Source organism: Rhodococcus tibetensis, assembly GCF_024438035.1.
GTDB classification, from domain to species: domain Bacteria; phylum Actinomycetota; class Actinomycetes; order Mycobacteriales; family Mycobacteriaceae; genus Rhodococcus_F; species Rhodococcus_F tibetensis.
The window spans coordinates 1-18,702 of sequence record NZ_JANFQF010000038.1; the positions used below are offsets into that span (position 1 = coordinate 1).

Genomic DNA, 18,702 nt, shown 5'->3' on the forward strand with positions numbered 1-18,702 from the left:
TCGACGATCTGGCCGGGCTTGATCGTGGTCGAGAAAATCGGGCCCACCGTCCCCGACAGGCCCGCATTCACCCCCGGACCGGACGCGGACACCGACACCCCCACACTCGGGGTGATCCCCAACGTCACACCGGACGAGACATCGATCTGGCACCCGAACTCGAGAACGAACGACACCGTGCCCGCCGACGCCAGCTCACGACCGGCGCCCTCGATCCGGGCCACCGCCTTCGACGACAACAACCCCTCCCGCGTCGTCGGCGCCCCCGTCAACGGCGGAATCTGGATCAATTCCGTCTCGGTCACCCCGGTCACCACCTGATACCCGGCGTCGGTGGTCACCGTGCGCCACCGATCCGGCACCGACACCGCATCCGCTGCCGCCGACCCACCAGCACCTACCGCAAGCACCCCGGCCGCCACCACACCCACCGCCACCCGACGAAACACGGTCACCACGGTCCCCCAAGTCACCCAGCCACCAGTTCGGTAACTGGCAAGTAGCTGAAACCTACGGCCGCTCCATGATTATCTGCAACTCCAGGTGTCACACATCACTCCAGGCGGGCCCTACACGCACTGCCACTTCGTCGCCCAGGCGGTCCGCAGCTGGTCCCACAGCGTGCCCGCGGCTGATCGCCAAGCCTCCACTGCGACAGCCGAACTCGTGACTCACTCGCAAAAGTGTGCTCTACCGAACGGTCGTGTGCGAGGAGCTACCACCACCGATTGCCGCAGCAGACACGACTGTTGCGGCACGCCACGTGCACCGACGGCCGTGCACAGCACTTATGAACACAGATCGTCAGAAGACAACTGCCCGTTTCCTGTATGACCATCGCCTTACGGAACACCGCCGGACCCGTCCGAGATTCGGCTGCCCGTCCGTGTCAACTAGATGTGTCGCAGACGTGGGGCCCACCTGGATGCGCCGAGGGTAACGATTACTTTGCCGAGTTGGGGTTTTTGTGCCGGTTGGCATTGAAGCGCGCTTTCTTCTGACGATTCCCGCACGTGTTCATGTCACACCATTTGCGGGTGCGACTTTGGCTGGTGTCGAAGAAGGCGGCTTGGCAGGTTGGCGATGCGCACAGGGCTAATTTTCCGTCTCGTTCGCCCGCGATGATGCTGATCGCGTCGGCGGCGATCACGCCTAGGGCATCTTCTACGCAGGAAGCCGAGCTCAGTCGCCATCGCTGATTGCCCTCGGGCGTCAGGATAGCCGCGGCCCGACCCTGAATGCTGCAGTCATTAATAATTTGGACAGCAGACGCAGGGAGAACGTCTTGGATCGCGGCCGCTGTCGATGCGGCGTGAATTGATTCCCTCAGTTCCCGAGCGAGTTCGAGCTGGGCGGTGGTGCAGGAGTCCACGGCGAGGCCGTTCGCTGCCAACCAGTCGACAAGTCGGTGCGGCGTGGGAATGCGCTCCACAGCGTTGCCATGACGCTCCGTCAGAGTCCCCGTGAAGCTGGTCGCTAGCACGTTACCGAGGCGAAAGTCAGGGAACCCAGCGCGCATGGAACCACCTTAGCGGGTTGCCCGCTGGCATGAAGGCATGCTAGAACCGACTTAGCCGGTTCGAGGGTAGGTCTTAACCGGTTCCACGATGACCGGGAGGTCTCATGCCCCGTCCAACCGGCGACGTGCAAGCATTTGAAGCCCACGCAACTGACGCTGACCTCGACGATCTGCGCGCGCGATTAGCCGCGGCGCGGCTACCGGAAGCTGAGACGGTCTATCGCGCCGCGCCCGACCCTCGCCGATGGGAACAGGGGGTTCCTCTCACCGACCTCGTCGATGTCGTGAACTACTGGCGCACCGGGTACAACTGGCGGTCGTTCGAAGCGCGCCTCAACCGGATCGGCCAGTTCCGCACGACCATTGATGATCTGGGAATCCACTTCCTACACTGCCGATCCGCGCGCGCAGATGCCACTCCTCTGATCTTGACGCACGGCTGGCCAGGCAGCATTGCCGAGTTCATCGATGTAGTAGACGAGCTGGCAGATCCGAAAGATGCAGACGCGCCAGCGTTCCACGTCGTGGTCCCCTCGTTACCAGGCTTTGGTTACAGCGACAAGCCGGCCACCACCGGGTGGGGAACCGAAAAGATCGCGGCCGCATGGGTGGAACTGATGGGAAGGCTCGGCTACAGCAAGTTCGCAGCCCACGGCGGCGACTGGGGAGGTGTGATCACCACGGTCCTCGGCGGCAGGTTCCCGGCGCACGTTCTCGGCATCCACACAACGACCGCGCAGGCACCGCCCGGGTTGACAACGGACGGGCTGACGGCGGTCGAGCGCAAATGGACCGAGGAAACCCGCGATTTCTGGCGCCACCACGCGGCATACGCGAAGCAGCAGGCGACCCGACCGCAGACCATCGGCTACTCGCTCGTCGACTCACCAGTCGGGCTTCTCGCCTGGATCCTTGACAAGTTCGCCGAGTGGACAGATACCGAAGACAGCCCGTTCGAGACGATTTCCAGAGACAGAGTTCTTGACGACGTCACCCTATATTGGCTGACGCGGACCGGCGCGTCGTCGGCCCGCATTTACTACGAAAGTCACAACTCGCTCGACCCCGAACTTCGGGTCGACGTCCCGTCAGCAATCAGTATGTATCCCCGCGACATCGAGAAGTGTCCGCGCGCCTGGGCACAGCAGCGATACCGACAGATCGTCCGATGGAGGTCGCCCGAAACCGGGGGACATTTCCCGTCGCTGGAGGTTCCCGAGTATTTCGTCAAGGACCTGCAAGAAGGCCTCGCGGCAGTGCTGGCCGCTAATCGGTGAACGCGGCCGGGTGCCGGGACTCGGGAGTAGTCCGAGGATCTGAGCTGCGCCGAATGCTCGGCCCGGCGAGCTTCACTGCCTGGCATCGTCGGCGTCCCGCTGTCTAACTCTCACCCTTCATCAACTCAGAATGACAGTCCCCATTAAAGTGTCCGGACCCCGCGCGGTGCCGCGCCGTGAGCCGATCGGGCAAACGGCGTCCGCATCGCAGGGATCGGTGCTCGGAGGTGAAGGGAGTGATCACCGCTGTCAGGCTTCATACCAGCCGACGCTGAGGCGATGCTGGCACCGTCAAGCCGAGCTGGGTTGCAGTGGAGGTCGAGGTCGTTGCTCTCGAACAGTGCGGCGGGCGGCGACGGGAAGTTCGACTCCCGGATCCGACTGGACGTCCGGCGAAAGGGAATACGAGACACGGTTTGTCGTGGTCCGTCCTCGTGAACATGGGGTGAGATTCGTCCTGGAACGCCCCCGTGGAACCGGACGAAGTCCTCGTGTGGGTCGGCCATACCGATAGGTTCCCCTCTAGGTCTGCGTGGTCGCCCCATCGGCACGTGCGCAGCGACCTGCACGCCGAACGCAGAAGCAGCGTCCCGACGTTATCGGCGGCGGCGGTTGGACGGGTCCGTTCGACAGAGGACGCCGAGCACCGTCTCGTGGGGAATCCGCGGCCGCCCATCAGCAATCAACTGGCGTGGCGATTGGAGATTACCCGAATTACGGGCGGAGCCGGCGCAATCCCCATCGCGCGGGGACGAGGAAAGCCGCTGCGATCAGGAGGGCGAGCGCTGCTTCGGTGAGTTGGAACTGCCGGAACCTGTTGTCGGCGTGATAGCGCACTTCGAAGTGGTCGGCGCCCTGGGCTCGGAGGCAACCCTCGTAGTCCCGTTGCTGCTGCTGATACAGGATTTCGGTGCGGGCGTTGTAGTCGGCGTACGTCTCGTCCGGGTGTTGGCCGAAGTCGTCGCTGTAGAACGCACGATCACATTGCTCTCGGTCGATATCGACGATGCTCCCGTCGGCGTTGACGTAGTCCGATCCGACCGTCCAGGAATCGAACCAGAAGCCGATGTTTCCGGAGGAGGCGTATGCGGCGGCGCCACTGAGTGGCCGGGCCTCGATACTCGTCGGCGCATAGTGCGGACGCGCCCCGAGTTGCAGTCCGACCATGATCGAGGCGGTCGCGACAAGCGTGATCACCATCGCGCCGAGGGTGTTTCGCACGATCAGCGCCGCGGCGCTCCCGATGATCAGGGCAAGGAACGTGTAGGTGCCGAGAACCAATCCGGAGGATTGAAACAGCGGGAACGTCAGCCGGGCGACCCCGATCCCGAAACCGGAGATGAACGCGACGCTCTTCCCGCCTCCGTAGGAGCGGGACCACTCGAGGATGAACCCGAGCACCGCCATCGCGACACTGATAGGCACAAACACCACCAGGATCCGCATCCAGAACCACCGGGCGCGGCTCACGGACTGGGACAGGCCCAGCACATGGGTGCCCTGCTCGATATCGCGCGAGAACACGGTGACTCCGACCAACAGGCCGAGCAGAACCGGCACCGCCACCGCGATCACCGTGGTTGCGGTGAGGACCGATTCGGCGCGGCAGACGTCTGGAGTGGAGCCGAAGCATCCGAAGAAGGTGCCGAACGCTCTGGCACCGGGATTGCCGCGGACGATTCGGCCGGCGACCACTGCCGCCAGCGCAGAACCAGGATCGAGCCGAGTGCGGCCACGATGGTCCTGCGGTGGTGTCGCCACGTCACCCAGATCATGCGCGTTCCTCCTTCTGTTCGGCCAGGTGCGCGAGCACGATCTCGTCGATGGTCGGTTGCTCGAGGAGCCAGTCGCCGTGGTGCGGTGGGCGCGGCCCGTGGACGAGGTGGGTGGTCGTCCGGGTGCCTGCACGGGACTCGATGATCGCTCCCTGTCCGATAGCGTGCTGCGGGTCACCGGTGCCTGTGAGTAGGTAGTGATCGTCGAGTAGGTCGTCGAGGCTGCCGGTCAGGCGGATACGCCCGCGGTCGAGGAGGAGGAGTTGATCGGCGACGTCGGTCAGCTCGACGAGGATATGCGAGGACAGCACGACGGTGGTTCCGTGCTGGGCGGCGTCCCGCATCAGGGTCTGCGCCACCGATCGCCGTGCCACGGGATCGAGATCCGCCAACGGTTCGTCCAGCAGAACGACGTCGGGTCGGCGTCCGAGAGCCAGTGCCACTGCTATTCGCGCTCGCTGCCCCGGTGAGAGCGATCTGATCTTCGCCCTCATGGGCACATCGGCTTCCGAGACCAGACGGCCCGCGTAGGCGTTGTCCCACTGCGCATTCGTCCGCTGCCCGAAGCGCAGCATCTCGGCGACGGTGAACTTGCCGTAGAGCGGCTTGTGCTGAGCGAGGTAGGACAATCCCGGACTGATCCCTGTGTGACCGGGGGACCGGCCGAGCACTGACACGGACCCACTCTGCGGTGTCAGCAAACCCACCGCGACCGACATCAGCGTCGATTTGCCTGCCCCGTTTCGGCCTACCAACGCAGTGACGCTGCCGCGCGCCACATCGAACGAGCAGCCGTCCAGGGCATACGTCTTGCCGAAACGCAGGCACACCTCTCGCATTGACACGACACTGCGGGACGCGTCGGCGACGTCAGTCATGAAAATCCTTCCGTGTCGTTGTCGTACTGCCCGTCCAGTTCGGCTGCCACGAGGGCTTCGAGGTCGACCCGGTCCAACCCGGCATCCCGGCCATGCCGTACCCATTGCGCGAGCTCCGCCTGTAGGGCCGACTTCTCGGCCATGCCTGGCTTCGCCAACGTGCCGATCACGAAGGTGCCCGCCCCCGGCCGGGCCTCGACCAACCCGTCCCGCTCGAGTTCCCGGTACGCCTTGAGCACGGTGTTCGGGTTGATGGCGAGAGCTCCGACGACATCCTTCGCTGTGGGCAGACGATCGCCTTGACGCAATTCCCCCAGCCGCAGTGCCTGTTTCGTCTGCAGCACCAATTGCACGTACGTGGGGATGCCCGATCTGCGATCGATTCGGAAGGAGACCATCGCACCACTTTCACTACAACATTAGTGGAATAGATATTAACCCGGTGCCGTCCCGAATATCCGGCGCCCGGACAGATTCACGCGTGGGTTCTTCTCCACCCACCCGATTCGGACCTGGGCCGATCGAGGAGCGCCGCCTCGATGGTCGAGAGGTCCTTCGAGCAGTCGCAGTCCTGCCGCGACTTCGTCGAGCATGCGCAAGCATCTTGCATCACTGATACCGGTGCCGTCGGGTACCACATCAAAATCGTCGCTTCGAGCGACCGCCTGCCTAGAGGTGCACGCCGGGCACCGTCACCCTCACCGGGTCTGACCCGCGAATCTTCTGGGAAATTTCCGGGCCACCCGGTTTGGAAACTGTGAACCGAGGTAAGCGGCGATGACTGAACCACTTCGACGATCGGGAGTTGCCACATGTTTCGTCACACCGACTATCTGCAGTTCGATGTTGCTCCGGAAAAGCCGGACCCGGTGTATGCCCGTAAGCTTCAGGAACTTCTCGGCGGTGCCTACGGTGAAATGACCGTCACCATGCAGTATTTGATGCAGGGCTGGAACTGTCGTATGCCCGGCAAGTACAAGGATCTGATCATGGATATCGCGACCGAGGAGATCGGCCACGTCGAGATGATCGCAACGATGGTCGCACGACTCCTCGAGGGCGCACCGGCCACGGAATCATCCAAGGCAGCGGGAGCAGACCCCGTCGTGGCGGCGGTCCTCGGCGGTATGGACCCCCAGCAGGCGATCGTCTCTGGTGGCGGGGCCGTGTTGGCCGACAGTAACGGGGTGCCGTGGAACGGCCGCTACATCGTCGCGAGCGGCAACCTGCTCGCGGACTTCTACGCCAACGTCACGGCCGAGGCGCAGGGGCGCCTTCAGACGGCACGGTTGTACAACATGACCGACGATCCGGGCGTGAAGAACATGCTGAAGTTCAACCTCGCCCGGGACACCTACCACCAGAACATGTGGTTGTCGGCCATCGAGGAATTGAAGGCGGACGGACTCGAGGGCACCATCGCCCCGAACGCGTTGTTCGACGAGGAGTACAGCGAGCACGCAGAAACGTTGTGGCACTTGTCCGACGGCACGATGTCCGATCAGGGACGATGGGCGTCGGGTCCGGCACCCGACGGCGTGCACGAGAACCGGTTTCTCGCGGACCCGCAGCCGCTGGGCGGCAAGGGCGGTGCGCCCGCCCCGGACCCGAAGCTCTACGCGACGTACGACGGGAGCCTGGGCGACCCTGCGTCGAGCGCACTCGGAACGGAGAAGGGCCTGGTCGGCAAGGTCAAGGAAGCGCTCGACCCGGACAAGCCCTGACAATTATCCGTTGGTTGCGCCCCGCCCCCGGCGACTACCTCGGTATGCCCCGACTCGTACTGCGGCCAGCCACTCCGGCTGCAGTGCGATCGCGGGTGGGCAGTTCAGGACGGGATCGAACGACGGCTGATCGTCGTCTGCGAGTTCACACACGTCTCGCAGGACGACGCGCCCTGTCGGCGTCGGTGTATTGGTGAACGTAGCCAGCTGCAAGGAGAACACGAGCGGCGCGATCGCGAGCGCGTCGGCGAGCGCGTTGATCGACGTCGTCGGCGGATGCTCCCCGACGGGCTCTGCCAGCACCCAGGTGGGCGGTCCACCCGTCGAGGAGAGCGGCATGAGGCTGCTGTACCGGGCGGTGTTCCACCCCGTGGCCGGAAGCGGCAACAAACGGGTCAGCGACGACGTGCCCGAGCTCGCAAGTAGCAGATCCCACGGTGTGGTGCCCTCGTCCAGGTCGATCCGCAGGGCGAGGCCGAGTACGTCGGGAAGCGTGGACGGAGTGCCGATTCCACCCGACATCCGCGCGGTCACCGTCAGTGGGATTCGAGTGCGTCCGGGCCACCAGGACGAGTTGAATTCGACTGTGCCCCGGGCAACCAGGCCCTTGGGATGAAAGACCCGTGCATGGCGGACAGACGCGGCGACGCGGAACGGCCCCACAAACGCGCTGCGCAGGGTGTTTAGTGCTCGTCCGGAATCGACCATGGTGCCTTCTCCTCGGTGAGGTGTGCGGAAACCTGCGTCAGTTGCGTCTTGTTCCATCGTCGGTGACCCGCGCTCCACACACAACTCGCGGCGCCACATCCCTGCCGGTGTGAGATGCAGGGACCGGGGTAATCGACACCGTGATCACCGACTGTTTCTCCCAAACGGAGAAACCACATCACGGGGAGGTGAGAATAGTATGACCATGGCACGCCCATTGGCTCTCGTCACCGGAGCGTCCCGGGGGATCGGGCTCGAATTGACGAGACTGTTCGTCAAGGACGGATACGACCTCGTCGTCGTGGCGGATTCCGATGCCCTGGACTCCACCGTCTCCGAGTTGACGTCGACGGGTGCCGGCGTGATACCCGTCCGCACCGATCTACGTACCGAACAGGGAGTCGAGGCGGTGTACCACGCGATCACCGCAGACGGACGCCCGCTCGCTGCCGCCGCACTCAATGCCGGTGTCGGACAGGGCGGTGCATTCGTCGACACCGACCTCGCCGATACGTTCGCCGTCATCGACCTCAATGTGAGGTCGACCGTGCACCTGACCAAGCTCGTACTCGACGACATGGTCGCCCGTGGTGCGGGCCGGATCCTGATCACGTCGTCCGTCGCATCGACGATGCCCGGTCCCTGTCAAGCCGTCTACAACGCGTCGAAATCGTTCGTGCAGTCGTTCGCGGAGGGGCTGCAAGGGGAACTGAAGGACAGTCCCGTCACCATGACGTCGCTGATGCCGGGGCCGACGGACACCCACTTCTTCCGCCGAGCCGAGCTCGACGACACCAAGCTCGGTCAAGGTCCCAAGGATGATCCTGCCGAAGTCGCGAAGCAACGCTACGAAGCGTTGATGAAGGGGGAGCGCAAAGTGGTAGCCGGCTCGATCATGTCCAAGGCAATGGCCGCGGTGAACACGGTCACGCCGGACGCTGTGAAGGCGGCAGCACATCGTTTGCTGGCCAAACCCGGATCCGGTCAGTGACCTGACGGCCTCACCTCACGGTGGCGATCACGCTGCTCGCGATAGACAACGCAGACACCTAACGGCATGCAGTGCGTGTTCGCCCGTGATTTTTCACTTCTTCGTCGATTCCTGTTCGATGGTGTGTCACCGCCCTCACCGTGGGTACCCGAAATTATGAAGCTCCTCCATTTCGCCGCCGCGGGCGCCAAGAAGAACTGTGCGCGCTGTGCAGCACTCATGCTCATCCTCGGCGGCGGAGTGGCCGCCCATGCCGGATCGGTGACCGCCGCTCCGTCGCCGGACGGGTTCGACACCGTCCCCGACCGTACCTCGCTGTCTTTCGCGCACTCACCCAGCGGAACGAGGGTGGGTACCGCCAACTCCGCCGAGGCCCGCCCCGGCCTGTCGACCGTCAAACTGTATGTCGTGGACTACATGCTCCGGCACGGAGACGGTTCTGCCGAGGACCGTGAACTCGGTCAGCGCATGATTCGGGACAGCGACGACAACGCTGCCTCGCTGGCGTATGCCAAGTATCCGCAGTCGATCGACGCCGTGGCGCGCGAGTACGGTCTCACCGGAACGCGCGGCGCCGCCTTCTGGGGCAATTCGAGCACCAGCACGGCCGACACCGTCACGTTCTTGGAAGCGAAGAAGGCCACCGATCCGTCGAGTCCCATCCTCGGCTGGATGGCCACCGCCGCGCCCGTCGCGGCAGACGGAACGACCCAGGACTGGGGAACGAGCACGCTTCCCTCCGTCGTCGGCACCAAATGGGGCTGGTCCGACTACGGATCGGACATCGTGGCGTCGGCCTCGTTCGGTCCCGACTTCTCGGTAGCCGCCAACACCTATGGGAGCAAGGAGCAGCACACATCCGACGTGGTGGGGGCGTTCGGTCCCGAGCCGGTCCCTGCGTGGTTCCCGCCCCGTGAACCGCACTCAGCTCTCAGTGCCCCCTCGTGAGCGAACGGGGCGGTCGTGACCCTCGGAAGGTCATCGCGTCGTCGAGGATCTTGCCGTGGCGAAAGGTGACGAGGTCGCGGAAGTAGTTCATGCGCAGCCGCCACGGGGCTTTCGAGCCCTGCTTCGGGAACGACTCCACGGAGCGGAGTACGTACCCGGCGGCGAAGTCGAGGAACGGTTCTTCGTCGACCGATGCGTCACGTTCGGGCACGCAGTACGTGTACCCCTTCTCGTCCATGTGCTCGAGAAGACGGCACACGTACTCACACACGAGGTCGGCCTTCAGGGTCCACGAGGCGTTGGTGTACCCGATGACGAACGCGAAATTGGGTACGCCACTGAGCATCATGCCCTTGTAGGCCATCGTGTCCGCGAGGTCGATGTCGCGGCCGTCGACGGCGAGGGTCATTCCGCCGAAGGCAAGCAGATTCAACCCGGTGGCGGTCACCACGATGTCGGCCCTCAGTTCCTCGCCCGACTTCAGGGCGATGCCGTTCTTCGTGAAGCTGTCGATGTGATCGGTGACGATCGACACCTCACCGTGACGGATGGCGCGGAACAGGTCACCATTGGGAACGAGGCACAGACGCTGATCCCACGGGTTGTATCGCGGTGTGAAGTGGGTGTCAATATCGTAACCGTGAGGAAGCCACTTCGTCTGCAGTTGCCGGATACGGCCCTTCATGAACTCCGGATAACGCTGGCACAGTTGGTAGATCGCGACCGCGACCGACGCGTTCTTCAGCCGGGTCAGGGCGTAGGCGACGCGCGCGGGAAGGTGCTTGCGGAAGCGGTTGGCCAGCGCATCCTCAGCCGGCATGGAGAGGATGTACGTGGGCGAGCGCTGCAGCATGGTGACGTGCTCGGCCTCGGCCGCCATCGACGGCGCGAGGGTCACCGCGGTCGCGCCGCTACCGATGACGACGACACGCTTGCCGGCGTAGTCGAGATTCTCGGGCCACTGCTGGGGATGCACCACCTGGCCGTCGAATCGTTCCAGCCCCGGGAAATCCGGGGTGTAGCCCTCGTCGTACCGGTAATAGCCGCTGCAGGAGAAGAGGAAGTCGGCGGTGACCTTCACCTTCTCGCCGGTATCCGTGCGCTCGGCGTCGACTTTCCAGATCGAGTCGGCCGTCGACCATTCGGCCCGGACAACCCGATGTCCGAACCGGATGTGGCGATCGATGCCGGCCTCGGCGGCCGTTGTGCGCACGTACTCGAGGATGGAGGGGCCGTCGGCGATCGACTTGGCGTTCTCCCAGGGCCGGAACCGGTAGCCGAGGGTGTACATGTCGGAGTCGGAACGAATTCCCGGGTACCGGAACAGGTCCCAGGTGCCACCGATCGCGTCGCGGCCCTCGAGGATCGCGTACGTGCGGCCAGGGAAGTTGTCCTGCAGGTGGTACGCGGCGCCGATCCCGGAGAGGCCTGCGCCGATCACGATCACATCGAGATGCTCGACTGCGGGTTCGGTCTCTGATAGGCCGGCGGCGGTGTCGGTGGAAGTCATGACGGGTCGACCGCCACGTCGTCGAGCGCAACGTTGCGCGCGGAGGTGGACCGACCGAGTGCGGCCACCTCTTGGTCCATCAACGGAAGAATCCGCGGGATGTGAGGCAGAACCGCGCGATCGCCGATCCTGGAGGTGACCACCGCTTTGAACCAGCCCACCGGCCCGACCCAGCGGGGTACGTACACGCGGCGCTTGCGGCGAGACAGAGCATGAACGAAGGCGTCGACGCACGCCTGCACCGACGTCGTCTTCCCGAGGGGGCCGGGCAGAACAGCGAGGAGCTGATTGAAAGCCGACAAATCCGCCTTCGCGTCCTGCACGAGTGGTGTGTCGATCCACGACATGTGCGCCGATCCGACCGCGACATCGAGGTGAGCGAGCTCGAGGTGAAGGGCGCTGGCGAAATGCTCGACCCCGGCCTTGCTGGCGCAGTACGCGGCGAGGCCGGGTGCGGCGGTGAATGCGGCGAGCGAGGAGACGACGAGTATGTAGCCCTTGCGTTCGATGACGGACGGGAGCGCGGCCCGGACCGTGTGGAAGGCGCCGAGAATGTTGATGTCGAGAACGCGCTTGAAGGTGGCCGGGTCTACCTGCGACACCGAGCCGTAGCTGGCGATTCCGGCGTTCGCGAGCACCAGGTCGATGCCACCGAACTTCGCGACCCCGGCGTCGACGGCTCTCTGCATCGCGGGCAGATCACACACGTCGGCGGCGGCTGCGAGGGCTACGTCGTCACCGAGTTCGGCGACCAGAGCCTGCAGCGGCGCAGCGTCCAGGTCGATCAAGACGAGCTTGGCACCCTTTCCGGCGAGCGCCCGGGCGGTGTCTGCCCCGATGCCGCGTGCGGCGCCCGTGATGAGCGCGACCTTGTTCCTGAGCGTGGGCATGGCGATCTCCTGGCGTGGTTATCTGGCACCGTCCGGTGTCAGTTTGTATCTGGAACCAGACGGTGTCAATATTGCCCTCGTGAGTCCGGCCAGCGTCGAGGAGTCGGGTCGCACTTACCGTGGTGCGGGACCCCAGCAACGTCAGGAAGAGCGCCGCCTGCGCTTGATCGACGCAGCTGTCGAGGTCTTCGGCACCACCGGATACCGCTCGGCGACCGTGGAGAAGATCTGCGCGGCGGCGGGGCTGACCAAGCGCTACTTCTACGAATCCTTCACCGACAGCGAAGCCTTGCTGCTGGCGGCCTATGGCACGGTGACCGACCGGTTGCGGGAGAACGTGCTCGCCGGCGCCGGGCGAGGTGCCGCCGACCTCGACGCCCGAGTGCGAGGTGCTCTCACCGCATTCTTCGAGTCTGTCGCCGAGGATCCCCGAATCTCCCGTATCGCGTTCCAGGAGGTTCTGGGTGTCGGGCCGGAAGTAGACCGCGCATACCGCCGGGTCACCCTCGAGTTCGTCGATGCCGTTCTCTTCGTCATGGACCCGGCAATCGACGCAGAGCGGGCGCCGGATCCGCATCTGCACACCCTCGCCACCGGACTGGTCGGTGCCGTCCTGATGATCGCCCAGCAGTGGGTGCTGTCGGAGAATCCGCAGCCCATCGAGTCGGTCATCGCCGACGCGCACACGATCCTCTCGGCCGTGCTGGGTCGCCTGCCCGACTGAGAGGCGCGATCAGTTCCGCCATTCAGCCTCGCCACATCACATATATGTTGTTCGATATTCGTATGCGCCTGCATGTCGTCCCCCTGCCCTCGTGTCGCAGACCATCGATTCGCGCGATTCTCGCCGTTCTGTTGGGGGCGGCAGCCCTGGCGGTCCCGGGACAGGCAGTAGCCCATGCCGCCGAATACGACGGCTTCATCGATGTGACACCGTCCAACGCGGACGCGGAGGCGATCGGCGGCCTCGACCCCCGACTACCCACCGACCCAGGTGTCCTCGGTGCCGCACTTTCCGCGGCCAGGGCCGACCGTGTCGCGCCGACACGGTATTCGGCGCTGCTGCATCAGTACTGGCTGGTGCGCGGAACGGAAGCGTCCGGCATCGACCTGGCGACGTGGGACCCGAATGCCGGTCTGATCGCCAACGCGACCGTGGTCGATCGCGTCTACGAGAACTATGGCCGCTATCAGCGAGAGCGCGCCGAGCTCTACTGGTCGGGTATGGCGGGAATGGCCGGTGGATCGTTCGCCGCCGGCTTCTGGGACCTCGACATGGGCAGGACCGTGCTCGGCGTCGACGCCGTCCACGCGCTCGGTGACGCCGTCGCCTCGTCGATCCGAGGGTTGCCCGCCGAGGTGATGTCGCTGGTGCCGTCCGATGTGCGGACGCTGGCGACCGTCGGGCCGGCGATCACCGCCGAGGACGTCGACTGGTATCAGAAGCGACTGTTGAAGATGCAGAAACACATCTACTTCGACATGGTCCCGATGCACGAGGCGTACTTGAATGATGGACGCGCCGCGGTCGAGGAGTTCGCGGCCGCAGGCTTGTTCGACGAGAACGCCCGGATCGCCTGGGAGGGCGTCTTTTCGGGCACGAAGACCGGGTACGCCGATGCTTTGTTCCGCATGGCGTCACGTGAGCAGAACCAGATCATCGCCGACCAGTGGGACGTCACCGCCGCAGCCCGCGACGGAGTGGGGCGGGCACTGACGTATGCCACCACGGTGGCCGCCCAGCCGTCGGTCCCTGGTTCGGGGGCGCCGGGAAAGGCGGCGCCACTATCGGTTACCGGGTACGTCGACGGACGGCAACTGCGACTGCGGGCGCCCCTACCCGCCTTCAACTGGGCCGACCGGGAACCACGCTGGGAGTACATCGTCAGCGACATCGCCCCGTCCTACCAACAGCTCGTGGAGACACGTCCCGGCGAGATGCAGACGATCCTCGCGATGCCGTTCCGGGACTTCGTCGACACCCAACGAGTCGTCCGCCGTATCCCCGATCTGGTGCGTGACCTCAGCACCGGCTGGGAGTTGGTTGAGGTGCAGTAGTTCTCGCGGCTACCGCGCGACGACGCCGCGTTCGTGCAGGGCGGCAATATCGGATTGCGATGTGCCGAGCCAGTCCTTCAGAACTTCTGCGGTGTCTTCTCCCACCGCGGAGGCCGGGGCGACGGTCGCGTGGTGGCCGTCGAACGCCGCGGGGTGTCCGGCGGCGAGATAGGTGCCGATCCGCGGCTGGTCCATGGTGGTGAACATCGGATTCTGCTCGAGTTCCCCCGACTCCACCACGTCCTGGAAAGTGCGGTACCGCTCGACGAGGACGGAGGTGTCGGCGAGGGCCTTCGCCACCTCTGTTGAGGTGTGATCGCTGAACCAGCGCGCGAAGAGGGCGGTGAGGACGTCGCGATGAGTGAAACGGTTTGCCTCGAGGCCGAAGTCGACCCCGAGAGCGTGCTCCAGGGCCTCGATGGCGGCAGTTGTTTCGGTGACCGCCACGAGGTCGCGGAAGTGACGCCGGGTCAACGCGACAATCATGAATCGCGCACCGTCGGACGTGGTGAAATCCGTTCCGTATGTGCCGTAGACGGAGTTTCCGGTCGCTTGCCTTCCGGCGCCGTTGATCTGCACCTCGGTGAGGTAGCCGAGGGTGCCTGCTGTGGCAAGCGCGACGTCCTCGAGCGGCAGGGTGACGTGGGTGCCCTCGCCGGTCGCGTCTCGGTGGCGGGAGGCGGCGGTGACGGCCAGCGCCGCGTACAGCCCACACGCCACGTCCCACGCGGGCAGGACGTGGTTGACGACACCGGCATGATCGGTGGGGCCGGTGATGGACGGGAAACCCAGCCCCGCATTGACGGTGTAGTCGACGGCGGGCGATCCGTCCCGGCGTCCGAGGACTTCCACCGTGATCACGTCGGACCGGAGAGCGCTCAGCGCGTCGTAGGACAGCCAGTCGCGACCACCGGCATTGGTCACGAGAATGCCGCCGCCGGCACCGGGAGCCGCGACCAGTTGCTGCACGAGCTGCTGCCCCTCGGGGCTGCGCATGTCGACGGCCACGGACCGTTTGCCGCGGTTGAGCCCCGTCCAGTAGATGCTCTCACCGTCATTCGTGACCGGCCAGCGTTTATAGCAGGCGGCGCCACCGATGGGGTCGACCCGGATCACCTCGGCCCCCAGCTGAGACAGCGTCAGTCCGCAGAGGGGCGACGCGACGAAACTGGAGACCTCGACGATCCGGAGTCCGGCAAGGGGAGTGTGGGCAGTCACTAGGGAAGCTCCTTGATGGTGGAGGTCAGGCCATGAGGGCGGTGAAGCGCCAGTCGAGGACGGGTACGTCGGACGCTGTGGCGTTGTGCGCGAACACAAGCGACCGAAGGTGAAGGAGCCCACTACCATTGGCCAGCGGGTCCGCACCTTCGACACGGAGTTCACTGGTGAGGGTGTCGCCCTCGTGGACGGGCCCGGTGTGATCGCACGATTTCCAGCCGAGGACGGTGACGAGATTGGGCAGGGCGCGCGTGGCCTGCCCGAGGGCGATTCCTATCGTGTGGCCGCCATAGACGAGACGTCCGTCGGCCCCGACGCGCTCATCGTGGTGTGTGGCCGCGATGTTGAGGGTGAGGCGTGCGAGTTCCGGTGCGCTGGAAACCACATCGCCGCTGCTGCGGAACACCGCACCGGCGAGGTCGGGGGTGAAGTGTTCGCCGGGCACCTTCTCGCGGTACACGCCTAGGTCCCATCCGTCCGGTGCGCTGAAGGGTTGCTCCGACTGCGGTCCGACAGCCGACAGGTCGTCCACCTTGCGGACGCGGTTCTCGTCGGGGCTCTGACCGAGGGGAAGCATTGCGCAGCGGTAGAAATCGAGGACCGTCCGGCCGTTCTGGTCGGTCGAGGTCATCCGCAGGGCGGCGAGACCCGTGGGCTTGCGCCCGGGTTTCGCGGAATTCTCGCGCAAGCCCACTACTTCCGTGCGGGTATGAAGGGTGTCACCGAGGTGCGGGAAGCGGTAGAAGCGCAGGCCGCGGTAGAAGAGATTGGCCTTCACGTGATGGGTGGCCACCGTCGACTGACCAATCGCGAGGTCACACACGAGTCCCGGGTTGGCCACCCCCTCGGACGCTCCGGTGACCGCCCGCGACAGGTGAGTGTCGAGTGGCATCCGCATCCGGTCACCGAGGATCGCCTGGTGCGTGGCTGAGAGACCGCTGGTCAAAGTGGCTGCAGGGGCTGAATCGAAGACCTGACCGATTTCGAGTTCGTCGAAGTACGGTCCACCGACGTACGTCTGCGTGATCGTCATTTCCCACCCACCTGTGCGAGAACGCGTCGTGCCGCCACCGCGACGGCCTCGTCCAGCATCTGCCCGTCGAGTTGCGCAGCGCCATTCCCGGCGGCCTCGGCGGCGATGAGTGTGTCGATCACGCGTCGTGCATTCTCGACTGCGGTGTCGGTGGGGGTGAATGCCGAAGCCGCGGAGGAGATTTGATTCGGGTGGATCACCCATTTCCCGTCGAATCCGAGCCCACTGGTCCACGACGCCGAGTGTCGAAATGCGTCGTCGTCGGCGATGCCGAGGAAGGGACCGTCGATCGCCTGGACGCCTGCGGCGCGAGCGGCGACGAGAACCGCGTCCTGGATAGCGAGCCAGTGCTCGGGAAGTGCGGTGCGTGAGCGTCCCAGTGCGGCGCCCAGGTCGGCGTAACCGATGATGACGGCGTCGAGGTGATCGGCTCGTGAGATCGCATCGACGTTCTGTACGCCGAGCGGTGTTTCCACCAGCGCCTGGAGCCGGATGGTTCCGACGGCGTCTGCAGCGTCCAGCAGATCCTGAAGCGTCTCGGTCTTGGGAACGACGATGCTGGTCAACGAGGAGCCGAGCGCGGCGCATGCGGCGAGGTCCTCCGCCGCCCATGGTGTGGTGAGCGCGTTGATCCGAACGGAGACGACCCGGGAGCCAGCAGACTCGCGCACGAGACGGGAGACCAGATCGCGGGCCGCAGCCTTTTTCGCCGGTGCGACGGCGTCCTCGAGATCGAGGACCACTTCGTCGGCATTCGACTGCAGTGCCCCCCGGGCTTTGCGTTCATCGGATCCGGGGGCCACCAAGGCGGCACGCCTGCGGGTGAGGTTCTGCACGATGCTTCAATCCCTCATTTCGGGTTGGCCGGGCACAAACCGATATGTACGGCCAGAAGAACGGGTCTGAACAGCGATGCTGGCAGGCGTCCACGGGCTATGTCAAGACGGATGCTTGACTTGCGCCGAACAAAGCGAAACTATGGCCGTACAAATACCGACAGCGCGCGAGGTGAGGGCCCATGGGCAGGCTGAATGAGGAAGAGACCTACCTGGTCGAGACGGTGCGGGCGTTCATCGACCGCGACGTCAAGCCGACGGTGCAGGAGGTGGAGCACGCCAACGAGTATCCCGAGAAGTGGATCGAGCAGATGAAGCAGATCGGGATCTACGGGTTGGCAGTGCCGGAGGAGTACGGCGGATCGCCGGTGTCGATGCCCTGCTACGCACAGGTCACTCAGGAACTGGCCCGTGGATGGATGAGCCTCGCAGGGGCGATGGGCGGGCACACCGTCGTCGCGAAGTTGCTGTCGTTGTACGGCACCGACGAGCAGAAGCAGCAGTACCTGCCGAAGATGGCGACGGGCGAGATGCGGGCCACGATGGCGCTGACGGAGCCCGGCGGTGGTTCGGATCTGCAGGCCATGTCGACCAATGCCAAGACCGACGGCGACGATCTGGTGATCAGCGGCTCGAAGACGTGGATTTCCAATGCCCGCAGGTCGGGGTTGATCGCGCTGCTGTGTAAGACCGACCCGAGTGCGAATCCGAAGCACCGGGGTATTTCGATCGTGTTGGTAGAGCACGGTCCAGGTCTGACGGTGTCGCGCGATCTGCCCAAGCTCGGGTACAAGGGTGTCGAGACCTGTGAGCTCTCGTTCGACGGTTACCGCGTTCCGGCCACCGCGATCCTCGGCGGTACCCCGGGTAAGGGCTTCGGGCAAATGATGAAGGGCCTCGAGACCGGTCGTATCCAGGTGGCCTGCCGGGCGTTGGGAGTGGCGACGGCGGCGCTCGAGGATTCCCTCGCGTACGCCCAACAGCGGGAGAGCTTCGGCCAGCCGATCTGGAAGCACCAGTCGATCGGCAACTACTTGGCCGACATGGCGACCAAGCTGACCGCGGCGCGACAGCTGACCTGGCATGCGGCCGAGCAGTACGACAGCGGCGAACGGTGTGACATGGAGGCGGGTATGGCCAAGCTGTATGCGTCGGAGGTGGCGATGGAAATCGCCCTGTCGGCAGTCCGTATTCACGGTGGTTACGGCTACTCCACCGAGTACGACGTCGAACGGTATTTCCGCGATGCGCCGCTGATGATCGTCGGTGAGGGGACCAACGAGATCCAGCGCAACGTGATCGTCTCGCAACTCGTGTCGCGAGGCGGACTGTAGTCC

At 64.9% G+C, this 18,702-nt stretch carries 19 protein-coding genes; 7 read left to right on the forward strand and 12 right to left on the reverse strand.

From position 1 onward, the window contains the following. The coding region (locus tag NOF53_RS27825; RefSeq protein WP_255974627.1) for an MspA family porin at positions 1 to 473 on the reverse strand (473 nt) is incomplete at its 3' end. A 470-nt stretch (positions 474 to 943) separates the two neighbouring features. Further along, on the reverse strand, positions 944 to 1,519 hold the full coding sequence (locus NOF53_RS26845; RefSeq protein ID WP_255974629.1) for a CGNR zinc finger domain-containing protein: 576 nt from the start codon (positions 1,517 to 1,519) through the stop codon (positions 944 to 946). Between the two features lie 104 nt (positions 1,520 to 1,623). Between NOF53_RS26845 and NOF53_RS26850 the strand changes: the two genes are divergently transcribed. Beyond that, on the forward strand, positions 1,624 to 2,796 hold the full coding sequence (locus NOF53_RS26850; protein ID WP_255974631.1) for an epoxide hydrolase family protein: 1,173 nt from the start codon (positions 1,624 to 1,626) through the stop codon (positions 2,794 to 2,796). Between the two features lie 714 nt (positions 2,797 to 3,510). Here NOF53_RS26850 and NOF53_RS26855 read toward each other — a convergent pair. From NOF53_RS26855 to NOF53_RS26870, 4 genes are read right to left on the reverse strand one after another with little or no spacing between them, the layout of a single operon-like run. Next, positions 3,511 to 4,557 carry an ABC-2 membrane transporter-related protein gene (locus tag NOF53_RS26855; RefSeq protein ID WP_255974633.1) on the reverse strand — a complete coding sequence of 349 codons (1,047 nt, stop codon included), beginning with the start codon at positions 4,555 to 4,557 and terminating at the stop codon, positions 3,511 to 3,513. A 10-nt stretch (positions 4,558 to 4,567) separates the two neighbouring features. Further along, positions 4,568 to 5,449: an ABC transporter ATP-binding protein gene (locus NOF53_RS26860; RefSeq protein ID WP_255974635.1), complete on the reverse strand. Its 882-nt coding sequence runs from the start codon at positions 5,447 to 5,449 to the stop codon at positions 4,568 to 4,570. Then, a complete protein-coding gene (locus NOF53_RS26865) occupies positions 5,446 to 5,847 on the reverse strand; it encodes a GntR family transcriptional regulator (RefSeq protein ID WP_255974637.1) in 402 nt (133 codons plus the stop codon). Before NOF53_RS26865 ends, NOF53_RS26860 begins: the two co-directional genes overlap by 4 nt. Positions 5,848 to 5,883: 36 nt before the next feature. Then, on the reverse strand, positions 5,884 to 6,042 hold the full coding sequence (locus tag NOF53_RS26870) for a hypothetical protein (protein WP_255974639.1): 159 nt from the start codon (positions 6,040 to 6,042) through the stop codon (positions 5,884 to 5,886). A 219-nt stretch (positions 6,043 to 6,261) separates the two neighbouring features. Here NOF53_RS26870 and NOF53_RS26875 point away from each other — a divergent pair, with 219 nt between their 5' ends. Next, positions 6,262 to 7,173, forward strand: a complete 912-nt coding sequence (locus NOF53_RS26875; protein WP_255974640.1) for a manganese catalase — start codon at positions 6,262 to 6,264, stop codon at positions 7,171 to 7,173. Positions 7,174 to 7,176: 3 nt separating this feature from the next. On the opposite strand, the gene NOF53_RS26880 is transcribed toward NOF53_RS26875, so the two are convergent. Next, on the reverse strand, positions 7,177 to 7,881 hold the full coding sequence (locus tag NOF53_RS26880) for a hypothetical protein (RefSeq protein ID WP_255974642.1): 705 nt from the start codon (positions 7,879 to 7,881) through the stop codon (positions 7,177 to 7,179). A gap of 199 nt (positions 7,882 to 8,080) precedes the next feature. On the opposite strand from NOF53_RS26880, the gene NOF53_RS26885 reads away from it, so the two are divergent. Continuing rightward, positions 8,081 to 8,872 carry an SDR family NAD(P)-dependent oxidoreductase gene (locus NOF53_RS26885; RefSeq protein ID WP_255974644.1) on the forward strand — a complete coding sequence of 264 codons (792 nt, stop codon included), beginning with the start codon at positions 8,081 to 8,083 and terminating at the stop codon, positions 8,870 to 8,872. Between the two features lie 219 nt (positions 8,873 to 9,091). Beyond that, entirely contained in the window at positions 9,092 to 9,820 is a 729-nt protein-coding gene (locus NOF53_RS26890) for a serine hydrolase (RefSeq protein WP_374212686.1), read from the forward strand. On the opposite strand, the gene NOF53_RS26895 is transcribed toward NOF53_RS26890, so the two are convergent. Together NOF53_RS26895 and NOF53_RS26900 are read right to left on the reverse strand one after the other, a co-directional pair. Beyond that, positions 9,804 to 11,330 (reverse strand): flavin-containing monooxygenase, encoded by a 1,527-nt coding sequence (locus NOF53_RS26895; protein ID WP_255974648.1) that lies wholly within the window; start codon positions 11,328 to 11,330, stop codon positions 9,804 to 9,806. The two genes, NOF53_RS26890 and NOF53_RS26895, sit on opposite strands and share 17 nt — an antisense overlap. Further along, complete coding sequence (locus tag NOF53_RS26900; RefSeq protein WP_255974650.1) at positions 11,327 to 12,220, reverse strand: SDR family oxidoreductase; 894 nt, start codon at positions 12,218 to 12,220, stop codon at positions 11,327 to 11,329. Before NOF53_RS26900 ends, NOF53_RS26895 begins: the two co-directional genes overlap by 4 nt. Here NOF53_RS26900 and NOF53_RS26905 point away from each other — a divergent pair. Together NOF53_RS26905 and NOF53_RS26910 are read left to right on the forward strand one after the other, a co-directional pair. Further along, the gene (locus tag NOF53_RS26905; protein WP_255974652.1) at positions 12,189 to 12,944 is read left to right on the forward strand and encodes a TetR/AcrR family transcriptional regulator; all 756 of its coding nucleotides are present in this window, start codon (positions 12,189 to 12,191) and stop codon (positions 12,942 to 12,944) included. The two genes, NOF53_RS26900 and NOF53_RS26905, sit on opposite strands and share 32 nt — an antisense overlap. Before the next feature lie 62 nt (positions 12,945 to 13,006). Beyond that, positions 13,007 to 14,278, forward strand: a complete 1,272-nt coding sequence (locus tag NOF53_RS26910) for a hypothetical protein (protein WP_255974654.1) — start codon at positions 13,007 to 13,009, stop codon at positions 14,276 to 14,278. Positions 14,279 to 14,287: 9 nt separating this feature from the next. Here the strand turns inward: NOF53_RS26910 and NOF53_RS26915 are convergent, their stop codons facing one another. The 3 genes from NOF53_RS26915 to NOF53_RS26925 are packed head-to-tail and all read right to left on the reverse strand — an operon-like array spanning position 14,288 to position 17,365. Then, positions 14,288 to 15,496, reverse strand: coding sequence for a CoA transferase (locus tag NOF53_RS26915; RefSeq protein WP_255974656.1), 1,209 nt, complete (start codon positions 15,494 to 15,496; stop codon positions 14,288 to 14,290). A 25-nt stretch (positions 15,497 to 15,521) separates the two neighbouring features. Next, a complete protein-coding gene (locus tag NOF53_RS26920; RefSeq protein WP_255974658.1) occupies positions 15,522 to 16,529 on the reverse strand; it encodes a MaoC family dehydratase in 1,008 nt (335 codons plus the stop codon). Beyond that, entirely contained in the window at positions 16,526 to 17,365 is an 840-nt protein-coding gene (locus NOF53_RS26925; RefSeq protein ID WP_255974660.1) for an HpcH/HpaI aldolase/citrate lyase family protein, read from the reverse strand. The genes NOF53_RS26920 and NOF53_RS26925 overlap by 4 nt, the downstream gene beginning before the upstream one ends. A 182-nt stretch (positions 17,366 to 17,547) precedes the next feature. Here NOF53_RS26925 and NOF53_RS26930 point away from each other — a divergent pair, with 182 nt between their 5' ends. Beyond that, positions 17,548 to 18,699: an acyl-CoA dehydrogenase family protein gene (locus tag NOF53_RS26930; protein WP_255974662.1), complete on the forward strand. Its 1,152-nt coding sequence runs from the start codon at positions 17,548 to 17,550 to the stop codon at positions 18,697 to 18,699. The last annotated feature ends 3 nt before the right edge of the window (positions 18,700 to 18,702 follow it).